The sequence below is a fragment of the Bacteroides xylanisolvens XB1A genome, from assembly GCF_000210075.1.
In the GTDB taxonomy this organism is placed as follows: Bacteria; Bacteroidota; Bacteroidia; order Bacteroidales; family Bacteroidaceae; genus Bacteroides; species Bacteroides xylanisolvens.
The window spans coordinates 2,973,977-2,999,779 of record NC_021017.1; the positions used below are offsets into that span (position 1 = coordinate 2,973,977).

Annotated in this window: 20 protein-coding genes and 3 pseudogenes; 8 read left to right on the forward strand and 15 right to left on the reverse strand. The window is 50.2% G+C overall.

The window, feature by feature from the left end:
- Positions 1-2: 2 nt before the first annotated feature.
- On the reverse strand, positions 3-1,181 hold the full coding sequence (locus BXY_RS11685; RefSeq protein WP_005681877.1) for a DUF6047 family protein: 1,179 nt from the start codon (positions 1,179-1,181) through the stop codon (positions 3-5).
- A 6-nt stretch (positions 1,182-1,187) separates the two neighbouring features.
- On the reverse strand, positions 1,188-2,267 hold the full coding sequence (locus BXY_RS11690) for a DUF4099 domain-containing protein (RefSeq protein ID WP_015531982.1): 1,080 nt from the start codon (positions 2,265-2,267) through the stop codon (positions 1,188-1,190).
- A gap of 103 nt (positions 2,268-2,370) precedes the next feature.
- On the opposite strand from BXY_RS11690, the gene BXY_RS11695 reads away from it, so the two are divergent.
- The 4 genes from BXY_RS11695 to BXY_RS11710 all read left to right on the forward strand — a co-directional run bounded on the left by BXY_RS11695 (position 2,371) and on the right by BXY_RS11710 (position 5,079).
- Positions 2,371-2,541: a hypothetical protein gene (locus BXY_RS11695; RefSeq protein WP_156343351.1), complete on the forward strand. Its 171-nt coding sequence runs from the start codon at positions 2,371-2,373 to the stop codon at positions 2,539-2,541.
- 85 nt (positions 2,542-2,626) lie between these two features.
- On the forward strand, positions 2,627-2,926 hold the full coding sequence (locus BXY_RS11700) for a M23 family metallopeptidase (RefSeq protein WP_232301848.1): 300 nt from the start codon (positions 2,627-2,629) through the stop codon (positions 2,924-2,926).
- A gap of 272 nt (positions 2,927-3,198) precedes the next feature.
- The gene (locus BXY_RS11705; protein WP_226789649.1) at positions 3,199-3,858 is read left to right on the forward strand and encodes a toprim domain-containing protein; all 660 of its coding nucleotides are present in this window, start codon (positions 3,199-3,201) and stop codon (positions 3,856-3,858) included.
- 555 nt (positions 3,859-4,413) lie between these two features.
- Positions 4,414-5,079: a hypothetical protein gene (locus BXY_RS11710; protein ID WP_005681872.1), complete on the forward strand. Its 666-nt coding sequence runs from the start codon at positions 4,414-4,416 to the stop codon at positions 5,077-5,079.
- A 320-nt stretch (positions 5,080-5,399) separates the two neighbouring features.
- Here the strand turns inward: BXY_RS11710 and BXY_RS11715 are convergent.
- The 11 genes and pseudogenes from BXY_RS11715 to BXY_RS11770 form a co-directional block, all read right to left on the reverse strand.
- A pseudogene (locus BXY_RS11715) lies at positions 5,400-6,140 on the reverse strand (DNA adenine methylase).
- Between the two features lie 68 nt (positions 6,141-6,208).
- A pseudogene (gene mobC / locus BXY_RS11725) lies at positions 6,209-8,218 on the reverse strand (conjugal transfer protein MobC).
- 57 nt (positions 8,219-8,275) lie between these two features.
- Complete coding sequence (gene mobB, locus BXY_RS11730) at positions 8,276-9,505, reverse strand: conjugal transfer protein MobB (RefSeq protein WP_005681867.1); 1,230 nt, start codon at positions 9,503-9,505, stop codon at positions 8,276-8,278.
- Positions 9,490-9,891: pseudogene (gene mobA, locus BXY_RS11735) on the reverse strand (conjugal transfer protein MobA); the annotation flags it as partial. The pseudogene mobA and the gene mobB, both read right to left, overlap by 16 nt.
- 194 nt (positions 9,892-10,085) lie before the next feature.
- A complete protein-coding gene (locus tag BXY_RS11740) occupies positions 10,086-10,712 on the reverse strand; it encodes an RteC domain-containing protein (protein WP_005681863.1) in 627 nt (208 codons plus the stop codon).
- Positions 10,713-10,924: 212 nt separating this feature from the next.
- Positions 10,925-11,317, reverse strand: coding sequence for a hypothetical protein (locus tag BXY_RS11745; RefSeq protein ID WP_005681862.1), 393 nt, complete (start codon positions 11,315-11,317; stop codon positions 10,925-10,927).
- Positions 11,318-11,436: 119 nt separating this feature from the next.
- Complete coding sequence (locus BXY_RS11750; RefSeq protein WP_015531990.1) at positions 11,437-12,726, reverse strand: sigma-54-dependent transcriptional regulator; 1,290 nt, start codon at positions 12,724-12,726, stop codon at positions 11,437-11,439.
- A complete protein-coding gene (locus tag BXY_RS11755; protein WP_015531991.1) occupies positions 12,701-15,094 on the reverse strand; it encodes a hybrid sensor histidine kinase/response regulator in 2,394 nt (797 codons plus the stop codon). The genes BXY_RS11750 and BXY_RS11755 overlap by 26 nt, the downstream gene beginning before the upstream one ends.
- A 26-nt stretch (positions 15,095-15,120) precedes the next feature.
- On the reverse strand, positions 15,121-15,246 hold the full coding sequence (locus BXY_RS23730) for a hypothetical protein (RefSeq protein WP_005798077.1): 126 nt from the start codon (positions 15,244-15,246) through the stop codon (positions 15,121-15,123).
- A gap of 819 nt (positions 15,247-16,065) precedes the next feature.
- On the reverse strand, positions 16,066-17,670 hold the full coding sequence (locus BXY_RS11765; RefSeq protein ID WP_005798072.1) for a RagB/SusD family nutrient uptake outer membrane protein: 1,605 nt from the start codon (positions 17,668-17,670) through the stop codon (positions 16,066-16,068).
- Between the two features lie 19 nt (positions 17,671-17,689).
- Positions 17,690-20,698 carry a SusC/RagA family TonB-linked outer membrane protein gene (locus BXY_RS11770; protein WP_208946805.1) on the reverse strand — a complete coding sequence of 1,003 codons (3,009 nt, stop codon included), beginning with the start codon at positions 20,696-20,698 and terminating at the stop codon, positions 17,690-17,692.
- Between the two features lie 1,101 nt (positions 20,699-21,799).
- On the opposite strand from BXY_RS11770, the gene BXY_RS11775 reads away from it, so the two are divergent.
- From BXY_RS11775 to BXY_RS11790, 4 genes are all read left to right on the forward strand, one after another.
- On the forward strand, positions 21,800-22,204 hold the full coding sequence (locus tag BXY_RS11775) for a Fur family transcriptional regulator (protein ID WP_015531994.1): 405 nt from the start codon (positions 21,800-21,802) through the stop codon (positions 22,202-22,204).
- 19 nt (positions 22,205-22,223) lie between these two features.
- Positions 22,224-22,790 carry a 6-carboxytetrahydropterin synthase gene (locus BXY_RS11780; RefSeq protein ID WP_015531995.1) on the forward strand — a complete coding sequence of 189 codons (567 nt, stop codon included), beginning with the start codon at positions 22,224-22,226 and terminating at the stop codon, positions 22,788-22,790.
- Between the two features lie 76 nt (positions 22,791-22,866).
- Positions 22,867-23,187 carry a hypothetical protein gene (locus tag BXY_RS11785; RefSeq protein WP_015531996.1) on the forward strand — a complete coding sequence of 107 codons (321 nt, stop codon included), beginning with the start codon at positions 22,867-22,869 and terminating at the stop codon, positions 23,185-23,187.
- A gap of 20 nt (positions 23,188-23,207) precedes the next feature.
- Positions 23,208-24,089 (forward strand): DUF3078 domain-containing protein, encoded by an 882-nt coding sequence (locus tag BXY_RS11790; RefSeq protein ID WP_015531997.1) that lies wholly within the window; start codon positions 23,208-23,210, stop codon positions 24,087-24,089.
- Positions 24,090-24,302: 213 nt separating this feature from the next.
- Here BXY_RS11790 and BXY_RS11795 read toward each other — a convergent pair whose 3' ends face one another.
- Complete coding sequence (locus BXY_RS11795; protein ID WP_015531998.1) at positions 24,303-25,169, reverse strand: mechanosensitive ion channel family protein; 867 nt, start codon at positions 25,167-25,169, stop codon at positions 24,303-24,305.
- 386 nt (positions 25,170-25,555) lie between these two features.
- A partial coding sequence (locus BXY_RS11800; RefSeq protein ID WP_208946806.1) for an OmpA family protein occupies positions 25,556-25,803 on the reverse strand: 248 nt, incomplete at its 5' end.

Sequence of the window (25,803 nt, forward strand, 5' to 3'; positions counted from 1 at the left end):
TATTATCGTTTTATCCTGTTGTTCCTTTCGGTTTTTTCGACCCTGTTCCTTTTTACTCTCTCCGGAGTGCCGTATCCCCGTACCAGAAAATCCGTCCTTAAGATACGGTCCGACTTCTCCCGCATCTCCTCCAGTATTTTTTCCATGCTGTCCCCCTTGGAAAGGCCGTTCACGCAATCATCCATCCTCCTGACGAATTCCTTGAACCGGAAATGGTAGGCGAAAGCCGGATCGAGGATGATGTCCCTGTCGAAGTGCTTCTGCAGGGTGAGCAGCCGGCAGATATCCCTGTTGTTCCCTTCCGGCCGGCAGCCGGAGAAGTCCTCCAGGCGGCGGTATTCCGTATCGGAAGGGGCCATGTCCGTGGCGAATTCCAACACCCATCCTTTCTTTTCCGACGCCCCGATATCGGCGTACGCGTCGAAAAGGTCGAATATGTACCTGCCTGTTTCCGCCTCTTTCCGGAAGGCGGTGTCGGTGAGCCCGTACAGCCTTCCGGAAGGGGAATCCACGCGGTATTGCCTGACGGGACCGGAAGGCGCGTGCATCGAGAAATAGTTCCCCAGCAGGAACTTATAGAAGTTTTCGGTCCCTTCCCTTCCGATGTCGCCGCCGCTGAACACCAGTACACCTTTGGGAGTCTCGATGACGCGCAGGGGCAGCTTGTACCCGGGGATGTATTTGTACCTTGCGGCCAGCCCGTCCTGCCGTCGGCGGAACTCCACGAGCCGGTCGATCTGCCCGGCATCGAGACGGAGAATGCCGCCCGGTTCCACAGACAGCCCTTCGGAGCGTATGAAGACCATGTCGCGCAGGTTGACACTTACCACCGGCTTCAGCCTGTTCCTTTTGATATGGGGCAGCAGCATGCCGGTGATATACTCTTTGACGGGGGTATCCCGATAAAAGGGAGGAAGGCCGGACATGCGGGGGAAGCGGTAGACCTCCATACGGGTGTCAGGAATGAATGCCGATATCCGGGCGGTCTCCACCCCGACATGCAGGAGGCTGAGGAACTGGCAGGTCATGCCCTTCCGGTCCGGGTCGACAGGATAAAGCTGGTAGGAGGAGTCGGCATGGGGCTTCTCCCTGCCCGTCTCGTAGCAGACAAGGAGACCGCCTGCGCCGTCCTCTCGGAACAGCCCTTCCAGCTGCCTGATGTTCTCATTTGCGGATGTCATGGCCGGTTACATTTTGGGGGTTATGGTCTGTCTGGTCCGTCTGGCCGGTTTCCCGGCAGTCTCCTTAAGGCCGGCCGTCTGTTCCTGCCCCTGTTTTTTCTCCGGCTTGAGGGTACTGCGTTCCCACAGGAATTCCGTACCGCGTTCGGCAGCACTCATCTGGATGGAGGTCCGGTACACCTTCCCGTTCGAGGACTTGAACTCGATGGGTATCTCTTTTCCTGCGGCGTAGTCGGCGTATTCCTTGTCGCTCAGCGCATAGTCCTTTATCTTGCGCGGACAGCGTGCCTGGTCTGCCGGAAGGAAGAACATCTCGTTGGTCACCGGGTCCTTGGACAGGTAGCAGGGCTTCGTTTCCCTGGTACGGTAGTCCGTGACCAGGTTGACAATCCGGCCCGCGTTGCCGGTACGGTTCAATGCCTCCAGCACATCCTCCTCCAGTTTGTATCCCCGGTATTCCTGTCCGACTTTCGGTGCCTGGCGGATGAAGTGCAGGTCGAACTTGACCGCCCCGTTCTCGTCGCGGAAGAGCGAGAGCTTGGCATCCCCCTTCTGACGTCCCAGCTCGGTGTTCATGGAGATGTCATAGGCTATGCCGGACTGCCTGCCCTGCAGCAGTTTTTCCATATCGCCCGTCTGTTTGAGCACCTCCGGGGTAAGGCCGTAACGCTCCGCCTGCTGCCAGTTGATCTCCCGTTCGTTGAAGAAATGGTTGTTGTAGATTCGGTTGTTCTTGGAAAGTTCGCGGCGGACGGCCTCGTTCTCGGGGCGTTGGGCCTCCTCGATTTTCCTGGCGGCCTGTTCCACCGGGGTGTTTTCCTCCATCCGGTAAAGGGAGAAACGTGTGGGGTTGTTGTACTGGTAGAGGAAGTTCTTCCCGAAGTTGGTGAAGAAATTCCCGAAGCGGTCCACGCGGACGAACTGCCCCTTGTTCCGTTCGCTGGCCTCGAGCGTCTCCAGCTCACCGTTTGCCGCGATGCCCTTGACGCCTTTCGCCTTCTGTTCCTTCTTGTCGTAAGCCATCAGGTAACCCTGTTCCTGAGTGGCGTTTTCGCTGCCTTGAGCAGCGGGATTTACTTCTTGCATGACTGTTAAATTTAAAGGTGAATGAATCATTTCGGGAGGTAAAATTAGTATCTTCGCCATTAAATAAATTGATTATGAGGAAGTTGTCATTAATAGTCATGTTTTGTCACCTTTTGTCACTTTCCGCCTGCCTGGAGGATGGGGGAAAAACGGCGGAAGGCGGCGGGGAAATGTTAAACGGGCATGTCCGGGAACCGGGGAAATGAGCGGAGGAATGAGGGCTGCGGCGGACGGTCGCCGTCCTGACGGACTATCCGGTCCTGTTTCCCCTTGACGGCAGGCGTACCCGCTACCGGGTGTCCTCCGGATTCGGATACAGGATCCATCCCCTTAAGGGCCGGAGAATATTCCATAAGGGGGTGGACCTGGCGGCCCCGTATGGCGAGCCGGTATATTCGGCCGGAAACGGCCGGGTGATCTCCGCCGGCTACAGTCCGGGTTACGGCCGGACCGTCCATATCCACCATGGGGGTGGATACTCCACCCTGTACGCGCACATGAGCCGGATCCTTGTAAGGAAAGGTGAAACGGTCCGTATCGGGCAGCGCATCGGGAAGGTCGGAAGCACGGGGATGTCCACCGGCAACCACCTGCATTTCGAACTGCAAAAAAACGGCCGGCTGCTGGACCCGGTGGAATGGTTCGGCAGGCGGTTCTAAATTCTTACTGTTTATCAATCATACGACGAGTCATGAACATTGAAGAAGCGAAAAGGATTCCGCTGGAGGATTACCTCCGGCGGATGGGATTCTCCCCCGTAAGGGAACAGGGGGACAGTTTGTGGTACCGATCTCCTTTCAGACAGGAGCGTACCCCCTCATTCAAGGTCAGCCTTTCCAGAAACCTGTGAATCGACTTCGGCGAGGGGACGGGAGGAAGCATCATCGACCTGGCGCAAAGGCTGTACGGGACGCGCGACATATCCTCCGTATTGAAGGGCATAGAGGGACACTTCCCCGTGTCCACGCCCGCCCAGGCACCCCGGAAGGCGGCCGCCACGCCTCCGGCATTCGAGGAGCTGCGCGTCTCGCCGCTCCGTAATACGGTGCTGCTGGACTATCTGGCAAAGAGGGGGATTCCTTCCGGCATTGCCTTGGGGGAGTGCGTGGAGGTCCATTACCGCACGCGCGGCAAATGGTATTTCGGGATCGGGTTCAGGAACCGGAAGGGCGGCCTGGAGATACGCAACCCTTATTTCAAGGGTTCGACCTCCCCAAAGGACATCACGCATCTCAGGCATGGAGCCGGGGGGAACGGAAAGGCGACGGCCCTGGTGTTTGAGGGCTTCATGGACTATCTCTCGTACCTTACGCTCAAACAGGGAAAGCCGGTGCCGGACTGCGTGGTGCTCAATTCGGTCGGTAATCTGCCGGGGGCGTTGGACGTGCTGAAAGGCTACGGGCATGTCTGCTGTTTCCTGGACAATGATGACGCGGGCCGGAAAACCACGGAGGAGATCAGAAGGCAGTGCGGGAGCGTGACGGACAAGGCGGTGCACTACCTGCCTCACAAGGATTTGAACGAGTTCCTGCAGCACCGCCTGAAAAAAGCGGAGGAGCCATGTGCGGAACTGAAACAGGGAAGCGGGTGAAAGATAAAACGGTAACCGGTCCTACGATGGGACTGACATGTAACAAGGGAGAGCCAAAAGTCCGGCCCTTCCTTTCATTTTACCGATGCACTGCCTATTTTGCAGCCGGAATGAAAGGCCCGATTATCATTCACATCTGCAAAAAAGAAGGATTTCCCTTTGTTATCCGCGCTTATCACACCCATTGGTTTTATTGTTTTCAAACAATATCCTGACCTGCCTGTCATTCATATTCTTCCAGATTCGGTTTCTCATTAAAATTGATAAAAAAGCTGGAAAGGGATATGGCGGAGGAGACTCATGTGTTATTAAAAAATCCGTACAATTAAAATCATCCGGCGGATCCCGTACGGAAGGACGGGGAAAGAGTCCGACAAGACTTCATGCCGGACCGAAGGAGATATGGACCGTACCCGGTTTCTGACAAATCACGGGAAGGTTACATGAGCGGTTCTCCCATGACTTTTTAGGGAATTCATTTGACCGGTCGGGATAAAATAGCTATATTTCCACTGCAAAACGGCTTGATTTATAGAAATTTGTAAACAATAATATATGAAGACGAATGAGAACTGGGCCGAAATCGTGGATACGCTCCACCCGTATCTCGATGGAAGTAGGGAGAAAGAAAGGTATCTGAAAGATATAGGGAACTGCCTGCGGTTTCTCGGATGGAGAAAGACCAACGGAACGATGGTGTCATGCCCGCCGGAAGACAGGAGTTCCGGAAAACCGGACATCGTGCTTTTGAAGCGGGGGGAGGATGCCGGATTGCAGGCATTTCCCGTCATGACGGAATCCCCTGGAGAGATGGTGTATGCCATGGGGCTGTATATAGGGGACAACATCCGGCTTTATTATAATGCTCCCGGAGAAAAAGGCACGCCGGCCTGCGTACTGACGGCGGAAATCAGGGTGGACGATGCCAACGGGCCGCTTCTCTGCGACCTGCTGTCTTTCAAAGGATTCAACCTGAAGAGCATGGAGAACTTCTGTCTGAGGCGCTACAACCTGGTACGTACGGGCGGAAGTTTCCTACAATGGACGGAGGATTTTCTTTCCGGAAGTACCGGAACGGGAAATGTCGCCGGCCTGCTCAGGGAAAAATTCATGGCCGAAGGGTTCGAGGAATCCCTTGTCCGGGAGGAGCTGGACAAGCTCGGGCTCAGGGTGAGCTATAAAGAGGGGCATGCCGCGATCACCCTCCGCTATCCGGAATGAAACCGCTTCCGGCGGCAGTCCGTACCGGTATTCACATCAAGCCTTGATAATTTTAAACTGCAAGTAACGACAAAGGACTACCCGATTTTGGGTAGTCCTTTGTTTACAGTACAGATATCGGATATGTTTTCGACGTTTATCCCATACTCCAATTCTTATTAATAGTTTCTTATCAGCAGTTCGTTGACCGGTTTCCGTTTCTCGGCGATGGAGCAGACCGAGCGGAAGATGCTCAGCCGTTGGATATGGAAGCCGTCGTACAGGTCGTCGAAGAAGGTATTGGTCGGGTCCTTTTCGCGCGGGTCCGAGTTGGAGAGCATTCATTTGCTGCCGGCATTCCCCAGGTCCCTGCAGAACTCGGCCAGGCGGATCTGGTCGTGGTCGTCGAAGTCGTCCGGCATGTAGGAGGTGCAGCCGCCCGACTCGTTGACCGGCTTGTAGGGTGGATCAAAATAGAAGAAGGTTTTCTCTCCGGCATACTTCGCCGTCTGGCGGTAGTCTCCATCCAGGATGACAACTCCCTGCAGCAGTTTATGGTTCAGGCGGAGCAGGTCCTCTTCCAGTATTTTCGCGCGGTTGCCCGCACCGAACGTCACGGAGAGCTTGCCGCTGCGGTTTACCGAATAGATGCCGTTGTAGCAGGTGCGCATGAAGAAGATGAACAGCGCCGCGCGGGTGACATCGTCAGGACCACCCTCGTTGAAGAATGTGCGTCTCTCCATGAAGTACGCCCTTCTGTCCGCGTGCTCCGCCAAGGCATGGTATTCTCTTTGGATACCATCCAATGCCTTGATCAGTTCCTCCGGGGAGTTTTGGATGACACGGTACACGTTCACCAGGCTCTCGTTGGAATCGTTGATCACGCAGCGGATACCGGGATGGGCCTGTCTTAGTCAGAAGAACAGCGCGCCGCCGCCCACGAAGGGTTCCACATAGGTTTCCATCTTTCCGAAATCTGCCGGCAGGGATTCGGTGAGTACCGGCAGCAGTCTTCTCTTTCCGCCCACCCACGGGAAACAGGGTTTTCCCTGAAGGGCGATGTTTTTCTTTTTCTCGGTCATAAAACTAAAATTAAACGGTTATTGAATGGCGGATTGCCGGAGGGCAATCCTGTTTTTATATCAGTCTGTTATTCCCCGTCCGTCTCCAGCAGGTGGCTCAGATTCGGATCGTTTTCTATGCGCAGGAGCTCCCGGCGGATGATGTCACCCACCTCTTCCTTGATACGGTAGTAGTTACGCTCTATTTCCTCCTGCATATGATCCCGGCCGTCCTCTCCCGTGAAGTCCGTGATGACGGGTATCGGTCTGTACGCCCTCGTCTCGGCCTCCACCCCGGCATTGTCCACCATGATCCGGGCGTGGAATATTTTCTGCCTGATGGTCTCTCCGAAATTGTCCGATACGCTTCCCACGAACATCCCCTGTGAGAGGTTGGATATCTTGGAGGCGGGTATCAGGGAGTCCAGCTGGGTGCTGATGTTGGTGGAAGTGTCCTCTTTCGTCATATTGACGGACTTGCGCTGCTGGAGCACCTTGCCGAAGCGTTCCGAGAGGTTCTTCGCGGTTTCTCCCACGACCTGTCCGGAAAAGATGTTGCCGATGGTGTTCTGGATCACGCGCGCCTCCTTTTCACCGTAGTCGCGTACCAGCTGGCTGAAGTCCTGCGCTCCCAAACAGACCGCCACCTTGTTGCTCCGCGCCGTGGCGATCAGCGTGTCGAGCCCCCGGAAATAGATGGTCGGCACCTCGTCCACCAGGATGGAGCTCTTCAGCTTTCCCTTCCGGTTGACCAGCTTGACGATGCGGGCGTTGTAAAGTCCCAGGGCCGCCGAATAGATGTTCTGCCGGTCGGGGTTGTTGCCCACGCACAGTACCTTGGGCTGCTCAGGGTTGTTGATGTCCAGCGTGAAGTCGTCCCCGCTCATGATCCAGTAGAGCGAGGGGCTGATCATGCGCGAGAGCGGTATCTTCGCGCTCGCTATCTGGCCCTGGAGCTGCTCCATCGCCCCGCCTTTCCAGGCGTCCATGAAGGGTGAGAGGTAGTTCTCAAGCTCACGGTACGAGGTCAGGATGGTGAACACGTCCGAGTAGGGCTTGTTCAGCAGCTCGATGGCATGGGGGAAGGTGCAGTATCTCCCTCCATCGAAAATCTTGAGGTACCATATGATGGCGGCCAGCAGGATGATCGGGGATTCCACGAAAAAGTCGCCCTGTTTCTGTATCCAGGTCTTGTTCAGGTTCAATAAGATCACGTATGCCGACTCGTAGGCGTCCGCGATATCCGACATGAAGGCCGGGTTGATCGGGTTGCAGCGGTGGCTGCGGCGCGGGTCGTCGAAGTTGATCACGTAGAACCGGACGTCTCCCGCGTACTTGTCCCTGTTTTGGAGCAGGTGGTTGTAGACGATGGTGCTCAGGTCCGGATATTTGAAATCATAACAATAGAGCGCGTAGCCCTTCGCTATCTGCTGCTTGATGAACTGGTTGATGACGCAGTACGATTTCCCGCTGCCCGGCGTGCCCAGCACGAGGGTTGCCCGGAACGGGTTCACCACGTTTATTCAGCCGTCATGCCATTTCCTGTTGTAATGGAAACGGGTCGGAAGGTTCACCGAATACTCGTTCGTCATCAGCCTTGTCTCCTGCATGAAGGACTCGTTCTCCTCGTTGAACACGTCATCCATCAGCCGGCTTCCCAGAAGGCGGCCGGCCCACATGCCTGCGGTCAGGAGGCAGATGTAACCCGCGGTGACGGCGGAGACGTACAGCAGCGTGACAAGCCGGGTGTCCCACGGGGAAGTGAGCAGCAGCTCGCTTGAGAAATAGAACGACAGCCCGCAAATGAGGACACAGCCGATGCGCAGGCGGGACATCTCCATCTGTCTGCGCCCCCTGGCCCCCATTGCGGAGAAGAGGAGGAACATCAGGCAGAAGGACTTGGTCACCAGCGAATGGGTGAACAGCCCCGTGTCCCGTTGCAGGTTCAGAAGGATCCTGTCCGCCATGCCGTTGGTACATCCCAGGCGGTGGAAAAACGGATAGCAGAAATAATAGACGTTCATCACGAGGAACAGGATGCTGACCGCCCGCATGAAGTCGGTGGTCTTGCCGAGTCCCCTGGCATCTTCTTGTGACATGTTTTACTTGTTTTACAGGTGATACTTTGCTTATGTCTTATCTTTTGGGAAACCCTTTTAGCCGATATGCGGGCCGCGGCGTTTCCGTTTCTTTTTTCTCTTTCCGTAGGGGCCTTCCACGGTTTCCTCGCCCGGATAAGGACGGGATTCCGTCGTGAGGATATCCAGCAGCCCTTCCGCAAGCCCGGTTTCCCCTCTTGCCCTTTCCTCTTTCAAGGAGGCATCCCCATGGGGGATTGTCATGGGAAGCGGCGTGCCGTACAGCCTGTTCAGGACGGAGGCGGAGAACTCCCTGCCAAGGGCCGAGCCCTTGAATACCGTTCTTGATCCGTGGTCGATGTAGGTCACCCCGTAAATCACGCCTTGTTCGTTTTCCCAGAGTATGGGGACGACGCCTTTTTCGGCCAGGAGCCGGAGGAATCCCTGCCGGGTGTCCTGACGCAGGGCTTCCCGGATGGCCTCCTTTGTGCTTTCCTGTACGGGATGTGCCTTCATCCACGTCTTGCTCCGGGCGCATTTCCTTTTCAGGGCCTCGTAACCGACGCTCCTGCCGATGTCGCTGGACTTGATGCCCACGCCACAGCGTCTGCCCTTCTCATCGAGTGCCGCATAGACCAGCCCGTGGCATGTCCTTCCGTCGACACTCTTGCGTACTTCTTCCACCGTCACGTTGAAGAGTCCGAGCAGGGCCTTGAATTCCCTGAATGAGCGGAAACGGTAATCCTGCAGGGCCGGTCTGACCACGTTTGCGATCTGGTGTTTCAGATCGCCTTTGCGGTATTCCACCGCTGTCATGGCACCGGAGGCCTTGCGTTCCTCTTTCGTTGACGGGACCAGTCCGTATTTCTGTTCCAGCTCCCGGCAGATTTTCATGGAACGTTCCCACTCCTTGTAATCCCGGATCTTCCTGCCCTGTTCGTCTATGCGCAGGGAGACGATGTGGATATGGGGGCGCGCGTTGTCCTCGTGCCGGAAAATGATGTAGGGCTGGTCGCCGTATCCCAGCTTCTCCATGTATTCCCGCCCGATGGCCTCCAGCTGTCCGTCGGAGAGCCTGTCATCGGGATGGGGGTTGAGCGAGAGGTGGATCACCGGCTTTTCCGTCCGGAGGTTGGCGGCAAGGTAGGCCTCGAAGCTGCGCATGCATTCCGGGATGCCGGCCGTACCGTCGGGACGTTCCATGATACGGTTCCATGCCAGGGTCCGGGCCTTGCCCTTGTCCACTTTCTCCTGGTTGTAATAAAGCGCCCCGTAGACGGACACCCCGGACGTTATCTTTGCAACCATCGCTCGAATTCCTTGGTGAGACGGATGATCTCCTTGTTCAGCGAGATGTACTCCACGGTCAGCTGTTCCAGCTTGTAAAGCAGGGCCAGGGCTTTCTTTTCGGTCAGCTCCCCGCTGTGGACGGCCTTGGCCACCTGGTTGTAGTTCACTCCCACGCGGCGGTAGTCGCTCTGCAGGTTCGTCAGCCGGATGTAGAAGTCCGTGGCGGCCTTGTCGATCTTCACCACCTTCAGCGGCCTGCCGAAAATGGCCGAGAGGATGAACTGCGACCTGGTCTTCGCGCCGGAATTCGCGTAGAGCCTCTCGAATTCGATGTTCTGCATCTCGTCCAGGCGGAACCCGTAATAATAGGAATGAAGTTCGGATTCATCCTTCGGCTTGCGCCCGCCCTTTCATGGTTGTCCGGCGGCAGCCTGTGCCGGCTTGCCGGTCTGTTTGATTTTAGCCATAGGACATATGTTTTCTTGGTTTCTTTTCATGGGGGCAAAATAAGTGAGAATTCCGCTATGTACCAAACGGAGCGGGGTGACTATCCCTGACAAAAGATGACTTTGAAGGACACGGTGCTTTTTGCCCGGTATCAACGCTGTCCGAGACCGCATTTTACTATGTTTTTCTCATAATTCTCCTTGAGTTTTGGAAGCAGGACGGAGAGGTTCTTCTTTCTGCGGGCAAGGTCGGCACGAAGGTCGTATGGCTTGGGAAGGGTGATGTTGAAGAATTCCTCAAATGCGGCAACCAGGCCGGCAAAGGATTGGCGGGCACCGTTGTCATTGGTGATAAGACCGGAGTAGTCCAGTGAGGCTATCAGCTCCATAAGGCTGGTGGTGGAACCGTTCCAGTGTATGGATGGGACGCCTGAACGCTTTTTCTGTATATCGGAGGAGACCTGACACTCCGGATGCTCCACTGAAAAGAGAAGGAGCTCGATTTCCATCTTGACAAGGGAAGTCGTTTTTGTAAGATATATTTCCATTATATGCTCAGGACGGTGTCCCGGTATGTCTCTGTAGAGATCAAGTTCCAGTTCCAATATCCTGAGATGCCTTAACTTGTCTATCACTGCCTGTTCCCCGTTTGCCAGCAGGGAGAGTTGGGATATGAACTCTCCATAGGCATCGGTTACCTTGTTCTCTGTGATTGTTTTCCCTTCCCGGAAGGTTTCTGCAAAATGTCCGAACAGACGGCTGCTTATTAATGTTTCCATACGCTCCTGATTTAAGTGTTACATCCGGTTTATGTATGGGCCAATGCCATGCCTCATATATGGGAACCGGCATGAAATCTTATAAATATCAGGCGGACAGACAGATAAATTCCACGCTGTCTATAGGGTGTAAACCTACAATGTACACCTGCCTTACAATATTGTAAGGGATATGTACACTTTTTGTAAGCCCCCTTGCATTGGACAGGCTTTCAGGAAAGGTTCTGGCGGATAAATCCGGCAATCTCTTCCGTGTCCCACAGCTCTTTCAAAGCTGTACACTGTACACCGTTGGAGTTCAGATATTTTATGAATACCCTTCCGGTTCCCGGATTGGGCAGAAATATGACCGCAAAAGGCCTGTTCCTGTATAATAATGTGAAACTGCCCGTAAGTGTTTGTCTGTAACGGATGACCTTGCCGGTTTCCCTGTAAAGGTCGTCTGTTATCGGGACAAGGAGAACGGTTTCTATGATCCTGTGAACGCTGCCTTTTTTGGGGGGAAGCCCCATGGCCTGCGCCGGTCCTGTTTTCCACATTCTTTCCCGGTGTTCAAAGTCGCAGATCTGCATGTGCAGTCTGCCGCGTAGAGAGTGTATCTTCATAACTCATCGTTTTTTGTGGCTTGTTTTTCCAATGTCAAACATAAAAGGAAACCTGTCGGAATGCAAGACAAAAAGAGTTAATCCTATGGGAGTCGGATTTTCCGACACCCTTGCCCGCATCAGATGATTCCATATCTTTTCAGCTTTTCGTACAGGGTCGTACGGCTCATGTTCAGGAGTCTGGCCGTCCTGGAACGGTTGTTTCCCGTCTGCTCAAGCATTTTCACGAGCAGTTGCCGTTCTTTCTCGTCTTCTGAGAGAATCACATTCTCTTCCGGTCTTACACTCAGGTCAAGTTTCATATTGCCGGCTGTTATCCAGCCGTTGGTGGCAAGCAGCATGGCACTGCGGACGGTATTTCTCAGTTCCCTGATGTTTCCCGGCCATCCGTATTCCCGTATGGCGGCTATGGCAAGGCTGTCGAATCCCTGGAGTGAGACCCTGTGTTCCTTGGAAAAACGATCAAGGAAGAATTTTGCCATGGGAAGTATGTCCTCCGGGCATTCGGACAGTAGGGGGACTCTGATGGTGAACTCGTTGAGACGGTGGAACAGATCCTCACGGAAACGCCCTTCCGTTATGGCTTTCTCCAGATTCTCGTTGGTGGCGGCCAACAGACGGATATCAAAGCGGCGTTCTTTCGTGGAGCCGACTTGCTTGTAGCATTTTTCCTGCAGGGCACGAAGCAGGAGCATTTGTGTCTTATAGGAAAGGTTGCCTATCTCGTCAAGAAAGAGTGTCCCGCCGTCAGCCTCCTGAAACAGTCCGGGCTTGTCACTGTCAGCGCCGGTGAACGAGCCCTTGCGGTGGCCGAAGAATTCAGATGCGGCAAGCTCTTCGGGAATGGCCCCGCAATCGACCGTTACATACGGCTTGTACTTTCTGCGGCTCTGTTCATGCATCTCCCTGGCTATGTGCTCCTTGCCTGTACCGGAAGCCCCGCGAAGAAGGACGGATATGTCGGAAGCCGCAACCAGGCTTATTTGGCGGTACATCTCCCGGGCCTTGTCACTCTCTCCGCGGTAGAACTCATTTATATCATGTTTTATACGGCTGAAAACCTTGCCAATGGACTCCAGCAGTCTGTCCGGCTGTATGGGTTTGCAAAGGTAGTTTGCGGCACCAAGCTGCATGGCTTCCACCGCATTCTCAACCTGGCCGTAGTTGGTCATTATGAGGAATGGGATATTCAGATGCTTTTCATGTATCCATCTTAACAGTTCCGTACTGTTGCCGTCAGGCAGACGCAGGTCTGCGAGGACAAGGTCATACTCCCCGGATGAAAGTTTCCTGCGTGCAGAGGAAAGATATGCCACGCATTCCGTCTCCATATTTTTTTTCTTCAGCCAATTGCTGATGCTGCGGCTGAATATTATATCGTCTTCAATTATCAGTATTGTTCTTTTCATGTGCTTCCTCCTGCATTTTTTCAACATGGATGACCAGTTTCGATGCAGCCTGTTCAATCCTGTATATTTCTTTGAGTTGCTTTTCCTGCCATTTGTCCGGATCCGTTGTGACAATCTCATGAAGCGTTTCCATCGGATAGTCCAGGTTCACGGTTTCCCAAAGCGGCAGGTTCTTGTGAAGGATATCCCGAAGGGCTTGTCTGTCATTTCCATGCAGCGCATCGTGCAGCCGGGAGAGTTCCTTACGGCTTTCATCGACAAAGATTCGCAGCATTTCCCTGTGGTTGTCCTCTCCGGCAAAGAGCAGGGACAAGTCCGGTTTCCATACCCGTTCCTTTACCGTTCCGATGATTCCGGATATGCCGGCAAACAGCCTGTCTATGGAGAACGGTTTGCGGATACAGCCGGCAAATCCGCATGAGAGGTAATTCATGTCATCATCCACACGGGCGGTCAGGGCTATTACAGGAATAGTGTTTGCACAGCCTATATTGGAGGAACGGAGCAGCTCAAGAATGGAGAATCCGTCCATTTCAGGCATCTGGATATCTGTCAGCAACACATCATAGCTTTTCTCCCTTATCCGGGCTATGAGTTCACGGCTGGTGGCACATGGGGTGCAGTCCGCCCCGAGCCGCTTGAGCATTTCTCCCGTTATGCGGAGCTGTCTGATATCATCGTCAAGCAGAAGCACGGAAATGCCGTTCAGTCTTGAAATGACGGATACAGGCTCGTTTTCCTCTATCGGAGATTTCTCGTCCGCCTCCCGGAGGGGAAGAATGACAATGAATGTACTGCCTTCCCCCGGGCGGCTTTCAACACGGATATTGCCGCCCATCCGTGAAACAAGACGGTATGATATGGTCAGGCCAAGTCCGAATCCCGGTACGTTACGGGCATTTTCAAGCCGTTCAAAGGCTGTGAATATCCGTTCGGTATCCTTGCTGTCCATCCCACAGCCTGTATCCTGTACTGAAAAGCGCAGCTCACCGCCGTGATATTCGGCACTTAGGCATATGCCCCCTTTTTCTGTAAATTTGAGCGCATTGGCAATCAGATTGCTTATGATCTGTTGCAGCTGTCCCCGGTCCCCGCTGACAACAATGTTCATATCAAGGAACTCGCTTGAAAAGCGAAGGTCCTTCTTTCTCGCCTGCAGAACAAAATTGTCAGCGACTTCCTTGAACAGGGATTCCAGATTATAGACCGAGATTTGGGAACGGTTCTGCTCCGTATTCAGCAGGTAAAAATTCATAAGTGTTTCAACAAGTGTAAGCATATAGTCGGATGCGTGTGATATACTCTCCAGGTATTCACTCCGGCATTCCGGTACAGACTCCTCCGGCAAGAGTTCTGCAGCACCCTTTATGGTACTTAGTGGGGAACGCAGATCGTGTGCGATGGAAAGCATCATGTCTTTTCTTGACTGCAACAATTCCCTATTTCTTTCATCTGATGCTTCCAGTTCTTTTTCATACCTATATTTTCTATTTAACTCTCTATGTATTATGATATACAATATAATGGTTATCAATGTAATAGATATTGTAAATATGGCAATGATGGAATCAGAGTTTTCTCTTTCCACTGCCAACTCTCTGTAACGGTTGGAAATACGATGGTTAGTTTCCGATTCAAGTTCACGGACCAGACTGTTAAGTTTCCGGTTAAGGTTCTGATTGTTTGTATAAAGGCTGTCCATTTGAATCGATAAAGCCTTTCGTTGCATATCCTGTTTTTCTGCCACTTCACGGTTTAAGGAATATAACATTTCTGTAGTGATATTGGAAGGGGTTTCTTTCGTCTCTTTTTCTTCCTTTTGTTTAAAATATGCCGATTGCTTCTCTTTTCTGCGAAAAAAGGACCAGATAGTTTTTTTCTTTTCAAACGTTTTTTCTTGCCCACTATCGGAAGATGCTGGCATATTCTTGATTTGGGAGATGATTGTCGGTATTCTTTCACCTATTATATCTGTGGAATTCTTCAATTGATAAAAAGTGTTCATTATCCAATAAAGTATCTTTTCCTTTTTCTCTAAAAGAAGACACAATGTATCAATTCTGCTCTGAAGCCCAAGTATATGAGTGTCTTTCTTCAGAACTTGTAGTGTATCACAAATGCATTTCCGTTTTTCTGTATATGATAGATAGTCTTTTTCTTTCCAAACACTCACCATCTCGCCTTCTGTGGTAAGTTCTAAAAGGTCTATACAGATTTCTTCTGTCAATTGCCAAGTATGGACAAGTTCCTTCTCGTTTCGGTGAAGGGTGTTACGATTCATTTGTTCTTTACGGAATATATAAATTGTAACTATAAGTAAGGCTATCAGAATACCATAGCCAAAGATTATTTTAAACTTTAATCCCATTTTATATAATACTAATCAAGGTTATCTCAGTAATGCTTTTCACCATTGAAATCGGGCACTTCTTTGTTTTCACCGGAGAAGGCAATCTTTGCTTTGCCGTTCTCGAATGGGACAGTAAATTTAAATTGAGTCTTGATGACTATATTACCCATTGAGGAGGTCATTTATCATTTAGGTTTTATTAATGGGAGTAGTTACCAGTGTCCATATTTCCTCTTTGTACGAAATACTATCCAAAAATTTTTTGTTCTTTCGTTTTCTTTGAATGCTGTTATCTATTGTACATCTGACAGGCGCAACTTCAATTGTTTAATTCTCTAATAAGGCAGACATATCTGCACAATTCTTGTCTTGCCTCAAAAGTGGGCTGGCAAGAATGAGAGAAAAACATAAAGAATACCGATAGTAAACACCAACAATCAATTATAAAAACAACATTCAAACTATAATGAATAATAGGACAGCTTATTAAGCTATTCCTTTCTTGTTAAGCTTAAACAAATAAACTTTTAATATTCAAGAAAAGATTTCCCAATAGATTTGTAAGTTTTGTTCATTTCTTCACCCATACAAAACAAACTAAGCCTATTTTATAAATAGTAAAATATTCTCCACTATTAAAGTAGCGTTCTTCTTTTCGCCAGCTTTACTTTTATGGTCAGAGGTCTTTTGTTACCTCTGCACATGAAGTCCAGTCCACTATAAAGCGAATTCTTCATTTTTTGTCGTTCCCATACAGTGGAATGCCCTCCCTATTATCTGCGTGTCTTCAAGGTTACCTGTTATTGGCAGGTTGTTTCCCTACCGTATGCATTTCACCCTGATACCCCGGTATGAAGTTGGTGTATACAAGTTAATGATTGCCTGATTTACCATGACTCCATATTTTAAGACGGCAAGACGTGTATCAATGAGAATCAGCTCCTCATTGACACACGCAGTCTTTTCCAGTCTGTCGATGAACATGTGTGTTATTGCAGGTTAGGATTCAAAATTGCGTCTTCGTATGGATAAGGCGCATACATCCTGCTGTCATCCCATGCGCCGGTTACAGGCACCTTCTCTTTGCGGAATACCCCTGGGGCCACTTCTATTTCCGGATTCTGTTTACGGTATTCGAAATGCTCCTTGAAACGGTACATGCGGAACATGTCCCTTGCCCTGCAGGCAAGTCCCCCCCAATAATATCCGGCCATTTCCCACCCGTGTTCGTTGTAGGCAGCTTCAGCCAGTTGCTCGGCACGCATGGCAATGTTGTACATATCCGTTTGATTACCGTCAGCACGGTTGCGGACGCGGTTTAACATCTCCACCGCTTTTGGGGTAACCTGTCCGGAACGTGCTGTAGATTCGGCAAACCAGCAATATACCTGTGACAGGCGGATGATTTGTACGGTCTTTTCCCCGTTGCTTGGCAGGGAGGTCGGATCCGTGTAATCGAATTCTTTTCCCCGGGTAGCCGACTCGACCGTTTTCATGAAGACCGGTGCCACCACCTCCCGCTGGTTGCTGGGGTCCTCCCACCAGTCACGCGGCTGTCCGTCCGCCAGTATGATTTTAGGGAAGTAAGTGGCCTCCTTGCGGGGACCTTCCGGAAACTCTTTCCAGAACTTGATCTCCCCGTTCGTATCACCCCAGCCATGTTGTATGACCTCCAGGGGTATGTCGGTCACAGGGATTGAGTTTGGTGTACGGTCCCGGTTGTAATATATGCCCAGCAGCAGTTCAGGATTATTGTGGTTGTAGGCTATAGAGTGAACCTGGCTGTATTCATCAAGCAATTTATAGTAGTAGGTACCTTCATCTGCTGCGTCAATAACTTCTTCGGCCTTGTCTGCGGCCATCTTGTAATATTCTGTCCCCTTGTTGAGCGGCCATCCCGCCATGCACATGTACACATATGCAAGCGTTGCTTTTACCGCTCCCTGGCTGACGGCGATATTTATGCCGTTGCGTCCGTACGGTTCTTCCGTGTATAGTGGCGGCAATTTTTCTTCGGCATATTTCAGGTCGGTCAGAATCTGTTCGTAGATTTTCTCCTCGGTTTCCAGAGGAGTGTTGAAATCGATCTTTTCCTCCAGCATCATGGGGACCTTTCCCCAAGTAGTTACCAGGTAAAAATAGGAATATGCCCTCCAGTAACGGGCCTGGGCTATGGCATTGTCAATGGTTTCCTGTGGCACTTCCGGTGTGCGGCCAGCATTGTTTATGATAAAGTTGGCCGCCTTGATCACTTTGAAGCGTTGTTCCCACAGGGTTACCATCCATGTGTTGTTGTCAGTGGGACTGAATTGGTCAAACTCCCGCAATGACTGCTTGTTGCTGGACGGATGGGTGGAGATATCATCGCCCGCTAGAAAATTGGTACCGATGTGATTGTTGCTGGCCTGTGAAGCTGCAATGACCGAGTATAGCGAATTGAGGGATGCGTCCAGATCCTCCTTGTTACTGAAAAAATTTTCAGAGGTGAGTTGTCCGTAGGGTTTTTCATCAAGGAAATCGCTGCATGAGGTGAGTCCGCTCATGAGGGTCGCGAGCAATACGACGGTACTCATTTTTATTTGTATTGTATTCATTTTTTTGTTTAATGAAATTTTAAAAATTAAATTTAGCTCCAAATGTCACAGTCCTTGGAATGGGGTATGCCCCATAATCCAGTCCGTCATAGGCATTGTACACTTCGGGATCCATTCCCTTATATCCAGTGATAGTGAAAAGGTCCTGAGCGCTGACGGACAGCTGTATGTTGGCAAATTTGGCGATTCTGCGCGGAATGTTGTATGATAAACTGATGTTCTTCAGTTTGATGAAAGAGGCATCTTCCAGCCAGCGATCCGAGTTTGCATAGTTTTTATTGTCCGTATTGGTCAGGCTGGGATAACGGGCCTGCGCCTTGTCCTTCACCTTATCCCATCCTTGGTAATAGGAGTCCCGCAGGGTGATGAAACGCGTCCCCCCTGTCATGGAGGCCGTGGCGTAATGGCTGATATTCAGTCTTTCCACTCCGGCTGCCGCATTGAAAAAGAGGTTCAATGTCCAATTTTTCCAACTGACGGTATTGTTCCACCCAAAAGTCCATTTGGGATTGGCCTGCCCTTTGATGACCAGGTCTTCCGAGGTGGGAGCAGTGGTCAACGAACCGTCAGCTCTCTGGTAAAGATTGGCTCCCTTGTCGTCGAAACCTTTCCACCTGTACACGTAAAATGAACCGAGCGGATGTCCGGGTTTCATGATTTGCATGGAGCCTCCCAAGTCGCTGTATGTGGCTGTCAGTACAAAATCATTGCCGGCAAGGTCCGTCACCTCGTTCTTCACATAAGCCGCGTTCAGATTGGTTTCCCAGACGACAGTACCTTTTACCGGGAAGGTACCGAGCGAGAATTCGAATCCAACGTTGTTCAGTTTGCCCTCATTGACCCAATAGGTACCTCCTGCGTTATAGCGAGGAATTTGTTTTTGGAACAGCAGGTCGGTGGTACGCTTCCGGAACCAGTCGAATGAAATGTCGATCCCGTAGAGGCTCAGGTCGACGCCAACATCTACCTGTGAGGTTTTCTCCCAGGTCAGATCGGGTGTCGCAAACTGGTTTGCCCAATATCCGGAAAATCCTGTGGCGGTCCCCCAGCCATATAGTGTATTGGTCAGTGCCCCCAGCGTACTGTACGCGCCGATGGCCTGGTTCCCGGTTACACCATAGCTGCCGCGTAACTTCAGCTGCTTCAAGACATGCTGGCTCCGCATGAACGATTCCTTGGCTATGTCCCAGGCCAGCGCGGCCGAAGGAAACCATCCCCAGCGGTGTCCTTTCCGAAACTTGGAGGAGCCGTCAGCACGTAGTGCGGCCGTAAAAAAGTAACGCTTCTTGTAATCATAGCCCACGCGGACGATACCGGACGCCAGTGAGGATTCGGTATAAGAGTTGCTTTCGTTACGTACGGCCGCATTAGCCACATTCCAGTAACCGACGCTTTCATTGTTCAGGTTGGAGCCGCCTGCCTGCAGTCCCGTGTCATAGCTCCGGCTGATTTCCCATACGCCGGTGGCGGTCAACGTATGTGCTTCTGTAGCCCTTTGGTAAACGAGACTGTTGGTATTCTGCCAATAACGGTGCAGGCTGCTGCTGTTGCTCATGCTGTTGATGGTTCCTGGGGCGGTCAGTTTTGAACAGAATGAATAGGACGGGCTGTGGTCATAATCATAACCTCCCTGCACGGTGAAAGTGAGTTCCTTGGCTAGTTTGAATGCCAGTGTGAGGTTCGCATTGACATTGTAACTGTAGCTGTCACTACGGTTTTCAGCCAGCAATGCATAGGGATTGGCACCTCCAATATTGTAGGGGTCGGTGTTGTATATTCCCGTATCGGGATCTTTAAGTTCCATGGTGGGGGAATAGTTAATGACATTGAACCAGTTCGGAGCTCCGTTTTTCTGATGGATGATTGCGGTTCCGATCTTGGCCGATACGGACAGCCAGGGGCGTACGTCTGCATTCACATTCGCCCGGAAACCATAGCGTTTGTATTTTGAGTTGATGGTCACCGCTTCCTGGTCAAGCAGGTTGCCCGAAAGCAGGTATTTCACACTTTCTGTCCCCCCTGACACTCCCAGGCTGTAATCCTGGCTCATAGCGGTACGGGTCATGATATCCACCCAGTTGATTCCTTTGCTCCCGTTTCTGTAGGCTTCCAGATCACTGGAAGGGATAGTACCGGCACCCCGGATTTCGTTCAGGGCTTGGGAATATTCGTAGGCATTAAGCAACTCGTATCCCTTGCGTACATTCGCAAGGCCAATTTTGGCGTCGAAATTGATACGGGCACGTCCTGTCTCTCCATTACGGGTGGTGACCAGAATGACGCCATTGGCCCCCCGTGAGCCATAGATGGCGGTAGAGGAGGCATCCTTCAGAATCTCCATAGACTGGATATCCTGCGGGTTGAGTCCGTCAAGACCACTGGTGGAGATTATGCCGTCAATGACATACAACGGATCGCTGCTTTTGTTGATGGAAGTGGTACCGCGTACGCGTACACGAGCTCCGGCTCCCGGCATGCCGCTGGTTGTCGTCACCTCGACTCCCGGGGTACGTCCTTGCAGGATTTGCGACACGCTCTTTACCGGCTGGCTTTCAAAGCTGCGTTTGCCTACCGTGGATACCGATCCGGTAAGGTCGCTTTTCTTCACCGTACCGTAACCTATCACCACCACCTCCTCCAAAATTTGGGTGTCCTCTTTCAGTACAATGTTGTACATGTTGACACGGCGGCTCACACGGATTTCCTGCGTGTTGTATCCTACATACGAGACAACCAGAATACTTTTGGGGGGTATTTCCAGTGAGAACTTTCCGTCAATGCCGGTCACGGTTCCATTTTCAGGACTCCCTTTTACCATTACAGTGGCTCCGATAACGGTCTCCCCGTTCTCATCGGTCACCGTGCCTTCAATCCTTCGGTTTTCTTGTTCAGCCTCTTTCTCCTGTGTGTAGATGAGGAGTGTCTCTCCCTGCGGAGCGGTCATTTTTTTGGCGAATAGGGGTAGTGGCAGAAGTAGTATCAGCATCAGGATACCGCCCGTTCGTTTACAGATGAATGTGAGTTTCATGCAATTTTTGTTGTTTTTTGTTTACTGTTAATTTTTTAATTTGTCAGCAAAACACATACCAAAAGGATAAACACTCATAAAACAATGAAAATCAATGGTATGTATTTGTGATAGACATTTGCTGTATGTGGAAATACGACCACAAGTGTAGAAAAAATCCACATTTTCATATTCCTATTGAATACCATGCGTCCTTTTCAACTCCAAAGTGAATGTAGCGGACAGATTTTTCGTTTATATAAACATAAGATACAATAAGTTTCAGGCAAGAATCCGGCATATATTATTGTATATAACATATGTTAGGTATCAATAGAATTGTGAATAATAATATCCATTGGCAGAGTTTTAAAGATGTGCTAATTTAATTCCGCCAACGGGTATATTTGTACAATTAAACACTATTTTGTTAATGTTTAATATGTTAATAATATAAATATATTTTGTATTATAACTGTCCGTTGTAATTTGCAGTGTTGCGCTTCAAATATATTTATTTGATTATAAGCGTTTTATATAGTTTATTCTATTGAAAGCTTAGAATTATGACATGCAATTTGCATGCATTTCGGTCTTTTTTCGATAAATAAAAACCTGTATTTATAGTATCACCACGTGAGGCATCAAACATCTTTTTTCTTGCGGTGGCATGTATTCTTTGTGCTGTCACACGTAAATATATGCTGGCGAAAAGCAAAAAGGAGATAAGATTTTGTTTTCGCCAGCGCATATTTTACTGGCGATACAAATATAAGTTTAATTCGTTTTGGATGTATATACAAAGCCGCAAATTAAACTTACCGTATTATCTTAATTTCCTTTTCTTGGCTGGTGCTGATTATTGTACCATACGATGATGATGTGTTTCTTTCAGCAACGACAAAACACACGGGTAACAGAGAGGCTGGTTCCAATCAGTGTTAGAGGCACACATCACTTTTGATGGGCACATATTAAAGATTTCATGAGCTTGTGGAGGACAAGCATTTTCTGTCTGGTGTTCTTTTGTGGTACTTACAGAGAGGAAGCGTTCTTTTTTATGCGAATAATTTGCAATTACAAAATATAATCGTTTACTTTGTCGCACTATGATGCAGCAGTATGGCAACGGTAAACAAGATAAGAGATGCCGGATTGAAAGTTACCCCACAACGCAAGAGCGTGTATGAGGTGATGATGCGATTGCGCCATGCGACCGTGGACGAGATCATTGCTGGTGTGCAGAAAAAAGACAGCAGCATGACGCTATCCACTATTTACCGTATTCTTGATACCTTCTGTAAAGCCGGCATTTTGTCGTTGGTCTGTCATCCCGGGACAGGCAAATGCTACTACGATATCTGCGTGACAGAACATCACCACGTGTTCGACGGGCGGGAAATCATGGATTATATGGATCCCGAACTGACCGGGATGATAAGGGACTATTTGCTGCACCGGCATTTTGCCCTGGGGGAGATAGAAAAGATACAAGTTCAGATTACCCTGAATAAAAATAATGTATAACCTTTAAAAAGTAAAGATCATGAGAAGTATTACAACATTCGATTTGCAGTATGCACATCGGTTCTACGGCTTCCAGGGCGAAGCACAGTATCTCCACGGGCACACGGGTGTGCTGACCATTGAGGTGGAGGACACGGTGAACGAGGGAGTGAACATGGTTTACCCCTGCAACGAGATACAGAAAGTGGCATGGGAAGTACTGAAAAATTTCGACCATGCCTTGATACTCCGCAAGGATGACCCGTTACTGCCCGCCATACTTGACGTGTATGAGAAGCAAGGCATCAAAAACGGTCATCCGCAAAACAAGATGAAGGGCGAGGCATTCAAGACAGAACTGGCCACGGCCTATCCCGACGCCCGGCTGGTGGTGACAAAAGAAACCATGACGGTGGAGGGGATGATCAAAATAGTGTATGCCCTGTTGAAAGACAAGCTGAACATTGTGAAAATCACGTTTACCAGCGGGGTGAATGCTGGTTCTGCCGAATTTACAACCAGACACGATATAGAGCGTTGTCCGCTGTGCGGAGTGGCTCTGAATGAGGAGGGTGTATGCCCGAAATGCGGTTATAAAAAGCAATAAGCCGGATTCAAGTAACAGATAATTATTCATTGTTTCACCGATGTCGCATTCATGCGACTATAACCAACATACGAGTATGAAAATGTGGAGTGCCATGGTGCTGGTATGCGCCGCCTGCCTTTCCTTTACATCCTGTCAAGACAAGAAGGCTAAAGATAAAATTAAGGATCAGGTAGAAAAAACCGAAAATGTGCTTGAGGATACAGGAGAACAAATCGGGGACAAGGTCGGAGAAGTGAAAGAAGCACTGAACGATATCAAAGATCAGGTTGGTGATTCAGTCAAGACAGTCCTGCAAAATGCAAAGGACAGTATTGACAGCAAAGACGGCGAAATCAAAAAGGTTTTGGACGAGGTCAAGGACAAGGCCGGGCAACTGAAGGAAAAGTTAGAATAACCAATGATAACAGATCGCATATGAAAAAGTTTATCTTGACCTGCCTTCTGGCCGGAACATCAGCCGTCATGTACGGGCAGAAGGACGAACAGGGCTACGAGGACGGAAAATGGGTGTTGAAAGGAGTTGCCGGACTGAACCTCTCGCAAACGGCCATGTCCAACTGGTCCTCCGGAGGAGAGAACTCCGTGGCGGGAAACGCCTACCTGAACGGTTCCCTTGTGCACAAAAGAGGACACTGGCTCTGGGTTACAAATCTCGCCATGGATTACGGACTGGCCAAGAACAAGTCGGAAGGCGTGCGTAAAAATACCGACAAGATCGAACTTGCCACGCAGCTTGGTTACACAACCGACAATATATGGTTCTACACGCTGGCCGGAAATCTGAATACCCAATTTGCGAAGGGATATAATTATCCGGACAAGGAGCATTACATCTCTAATTTTTTCGCTCCGGCGTATTCCAATATAGCTCTTGGTGTGGAATACCGTCCCAAAAGCAACTATTCCGTGATGTTATCACCCGCATCCATGAAAATGACATTCGTTCAGGACGATTACCTGTCCTCCATCGGTGCTTTCGGTGTGGATCCGGGCAAGCGCTTCCGGATAGAGCCGGGCGCCTACCTGAAAGCCAGGGCGGAACTGGGGATTATGGAAAATGTGAACCTGATCACGTCGGCGGACTTCTTCACGCCGTATAACAGTGATTTTGGGAATGTGGATGTCAACTGGGATGTGTTGATCAGCCTGAAAGTGAACAAATACCTGTCGGCGACCATAAATACCACGCTGAAATACGATGATGATGTACCCACTTTCAGCGAGGACGGGACACGCAGGGGGCCGAAGGTTCAATTCAAGGAAGTGTTAGGCGTGGGAGTTGCTTATAACTTCTGACAGGCGAGGAATATATGGAATACATGAGGATGAAAGTCCCACATGTTTAAAAGGGTCCTTAGTGGTATTATTTGTTATAGAGGCTATTTATGAAATAGCCTCTATTTTTTTATCGGATCCACCCGGCAGAAATGGGCCGTTACACGTTGATTTATTTATCCGTACCGCCCTGTTTCAGGGTTTACTAAGAATTGCCCCGAGTACAGGAGCGAATCAGCCCCTTTGTCCGTCTTCCTTTCGGTCCGCATGGTGTACGGTAAGTTGCGGGAAAGGGAAATTTATGTCTTTTTCCCTGAACACTGAATAAACCTGTTCATTGATGTCATACAGGACATCCCAGTAATCAGCGGTGGCAACCCATACACGCACTGTCATATCCACGCTGCTGCTGTTGAGTTTTCCCAGAACGATCTGCGGGGCGGGAGTCATCAAGACACGTGCGTCCCCTGCCAGAATATCAGCCAGAACCTCTCTTACCCTTTGTACATTCTCACCGTATTCCACTCCGAACACCCAGTCCACACGACGTAATTCCTGTGTGCTGTAGTTGGTGACCGCATTGCTGTTCAATATGCCGTTGGGAACATATATCATGCGATTATCCAGAGTGGAAAGTATGGTATGGAAAATCTGCACTTCCTTCACGGTTCCGCTAAAATTCGGGCCGTCTATATAGTCCCCGGCCTTAAAAGGTTTGAACACAAGGATAATCAGCCCTCCGGCAAAATTGGAGAGGTTGCCGGATAGCGCCATACCTACGGCAACTCCCGCCGATGCGAGCAGTGCGGCCAGACTGGTCGTCTCGATACCCAGCTTGCCTATGATCGCAAAGATGAGCACCATGTTCAACAGAATGTTGATCAGGTTCCTGACAAAAGTCTGAACGTTGTGTTCCAACTTCCCTTTTTCCAGAAGTTTATGAACCAGTTTGTTAACCTGGCGTATGACAAAGCGTCCAACCAGATAAATAAGCAGGGCGATAACTATGTTCTTTCCGGCATCCAGTCCTATATCCACCAGTTTATCCACGACTTGCTCGATCTTGACGGAAGAAGTGGCATTCAAAAGAAGAGTATTCATAAGTTTTAATATTTTGATTCGTTAAACTACAAAGATATGCGTTTTTCCCATGCGTGTGAATCACAAGTATTATCATGAGCGATCATTCTGCCTGCTTTCCCATGAAAAACGATGTCGATCTGTTTGTTGGCAATGCAAAAACATGGACAATTATATTTATAATTTTACGGAAATACAACCATAACATAAACGGTTTAATATTTGTTAATTATTTTCGATGATCATCCAAGCCTGTTACATATCAAACACGTTCATGTAAAAAAGTGAAATTCCCGGGCCTGGCGGAGTAATACGGGGCATTTCTCCGCCTGACCTGGGAATAGAATGGTGCGGATAAGATTCCCGCACTGTTTCAATCCATTTTCATCACTATCTGAACATTCGGGTTATTTGCTATCCAGGGCATTCCAATAATCCATGTTGGTAACCCGTTCCAGCAGGACTTTTCTGTCCCCTTCACGGATATTGTCCGCCGCAGTGGCGGAGATAATGGCCGCACGCTTACCCACGCCACGCCATTTAATCATCCGGGCGGGAACTCCACGCCCGATCAGGGCGGCATGCACCTTTTCAGCACGCCGTGCGGAAAGGGTCAAGTTATAGGAGTCGCTTCCTCTGGCGTCCGTGTAGCCCG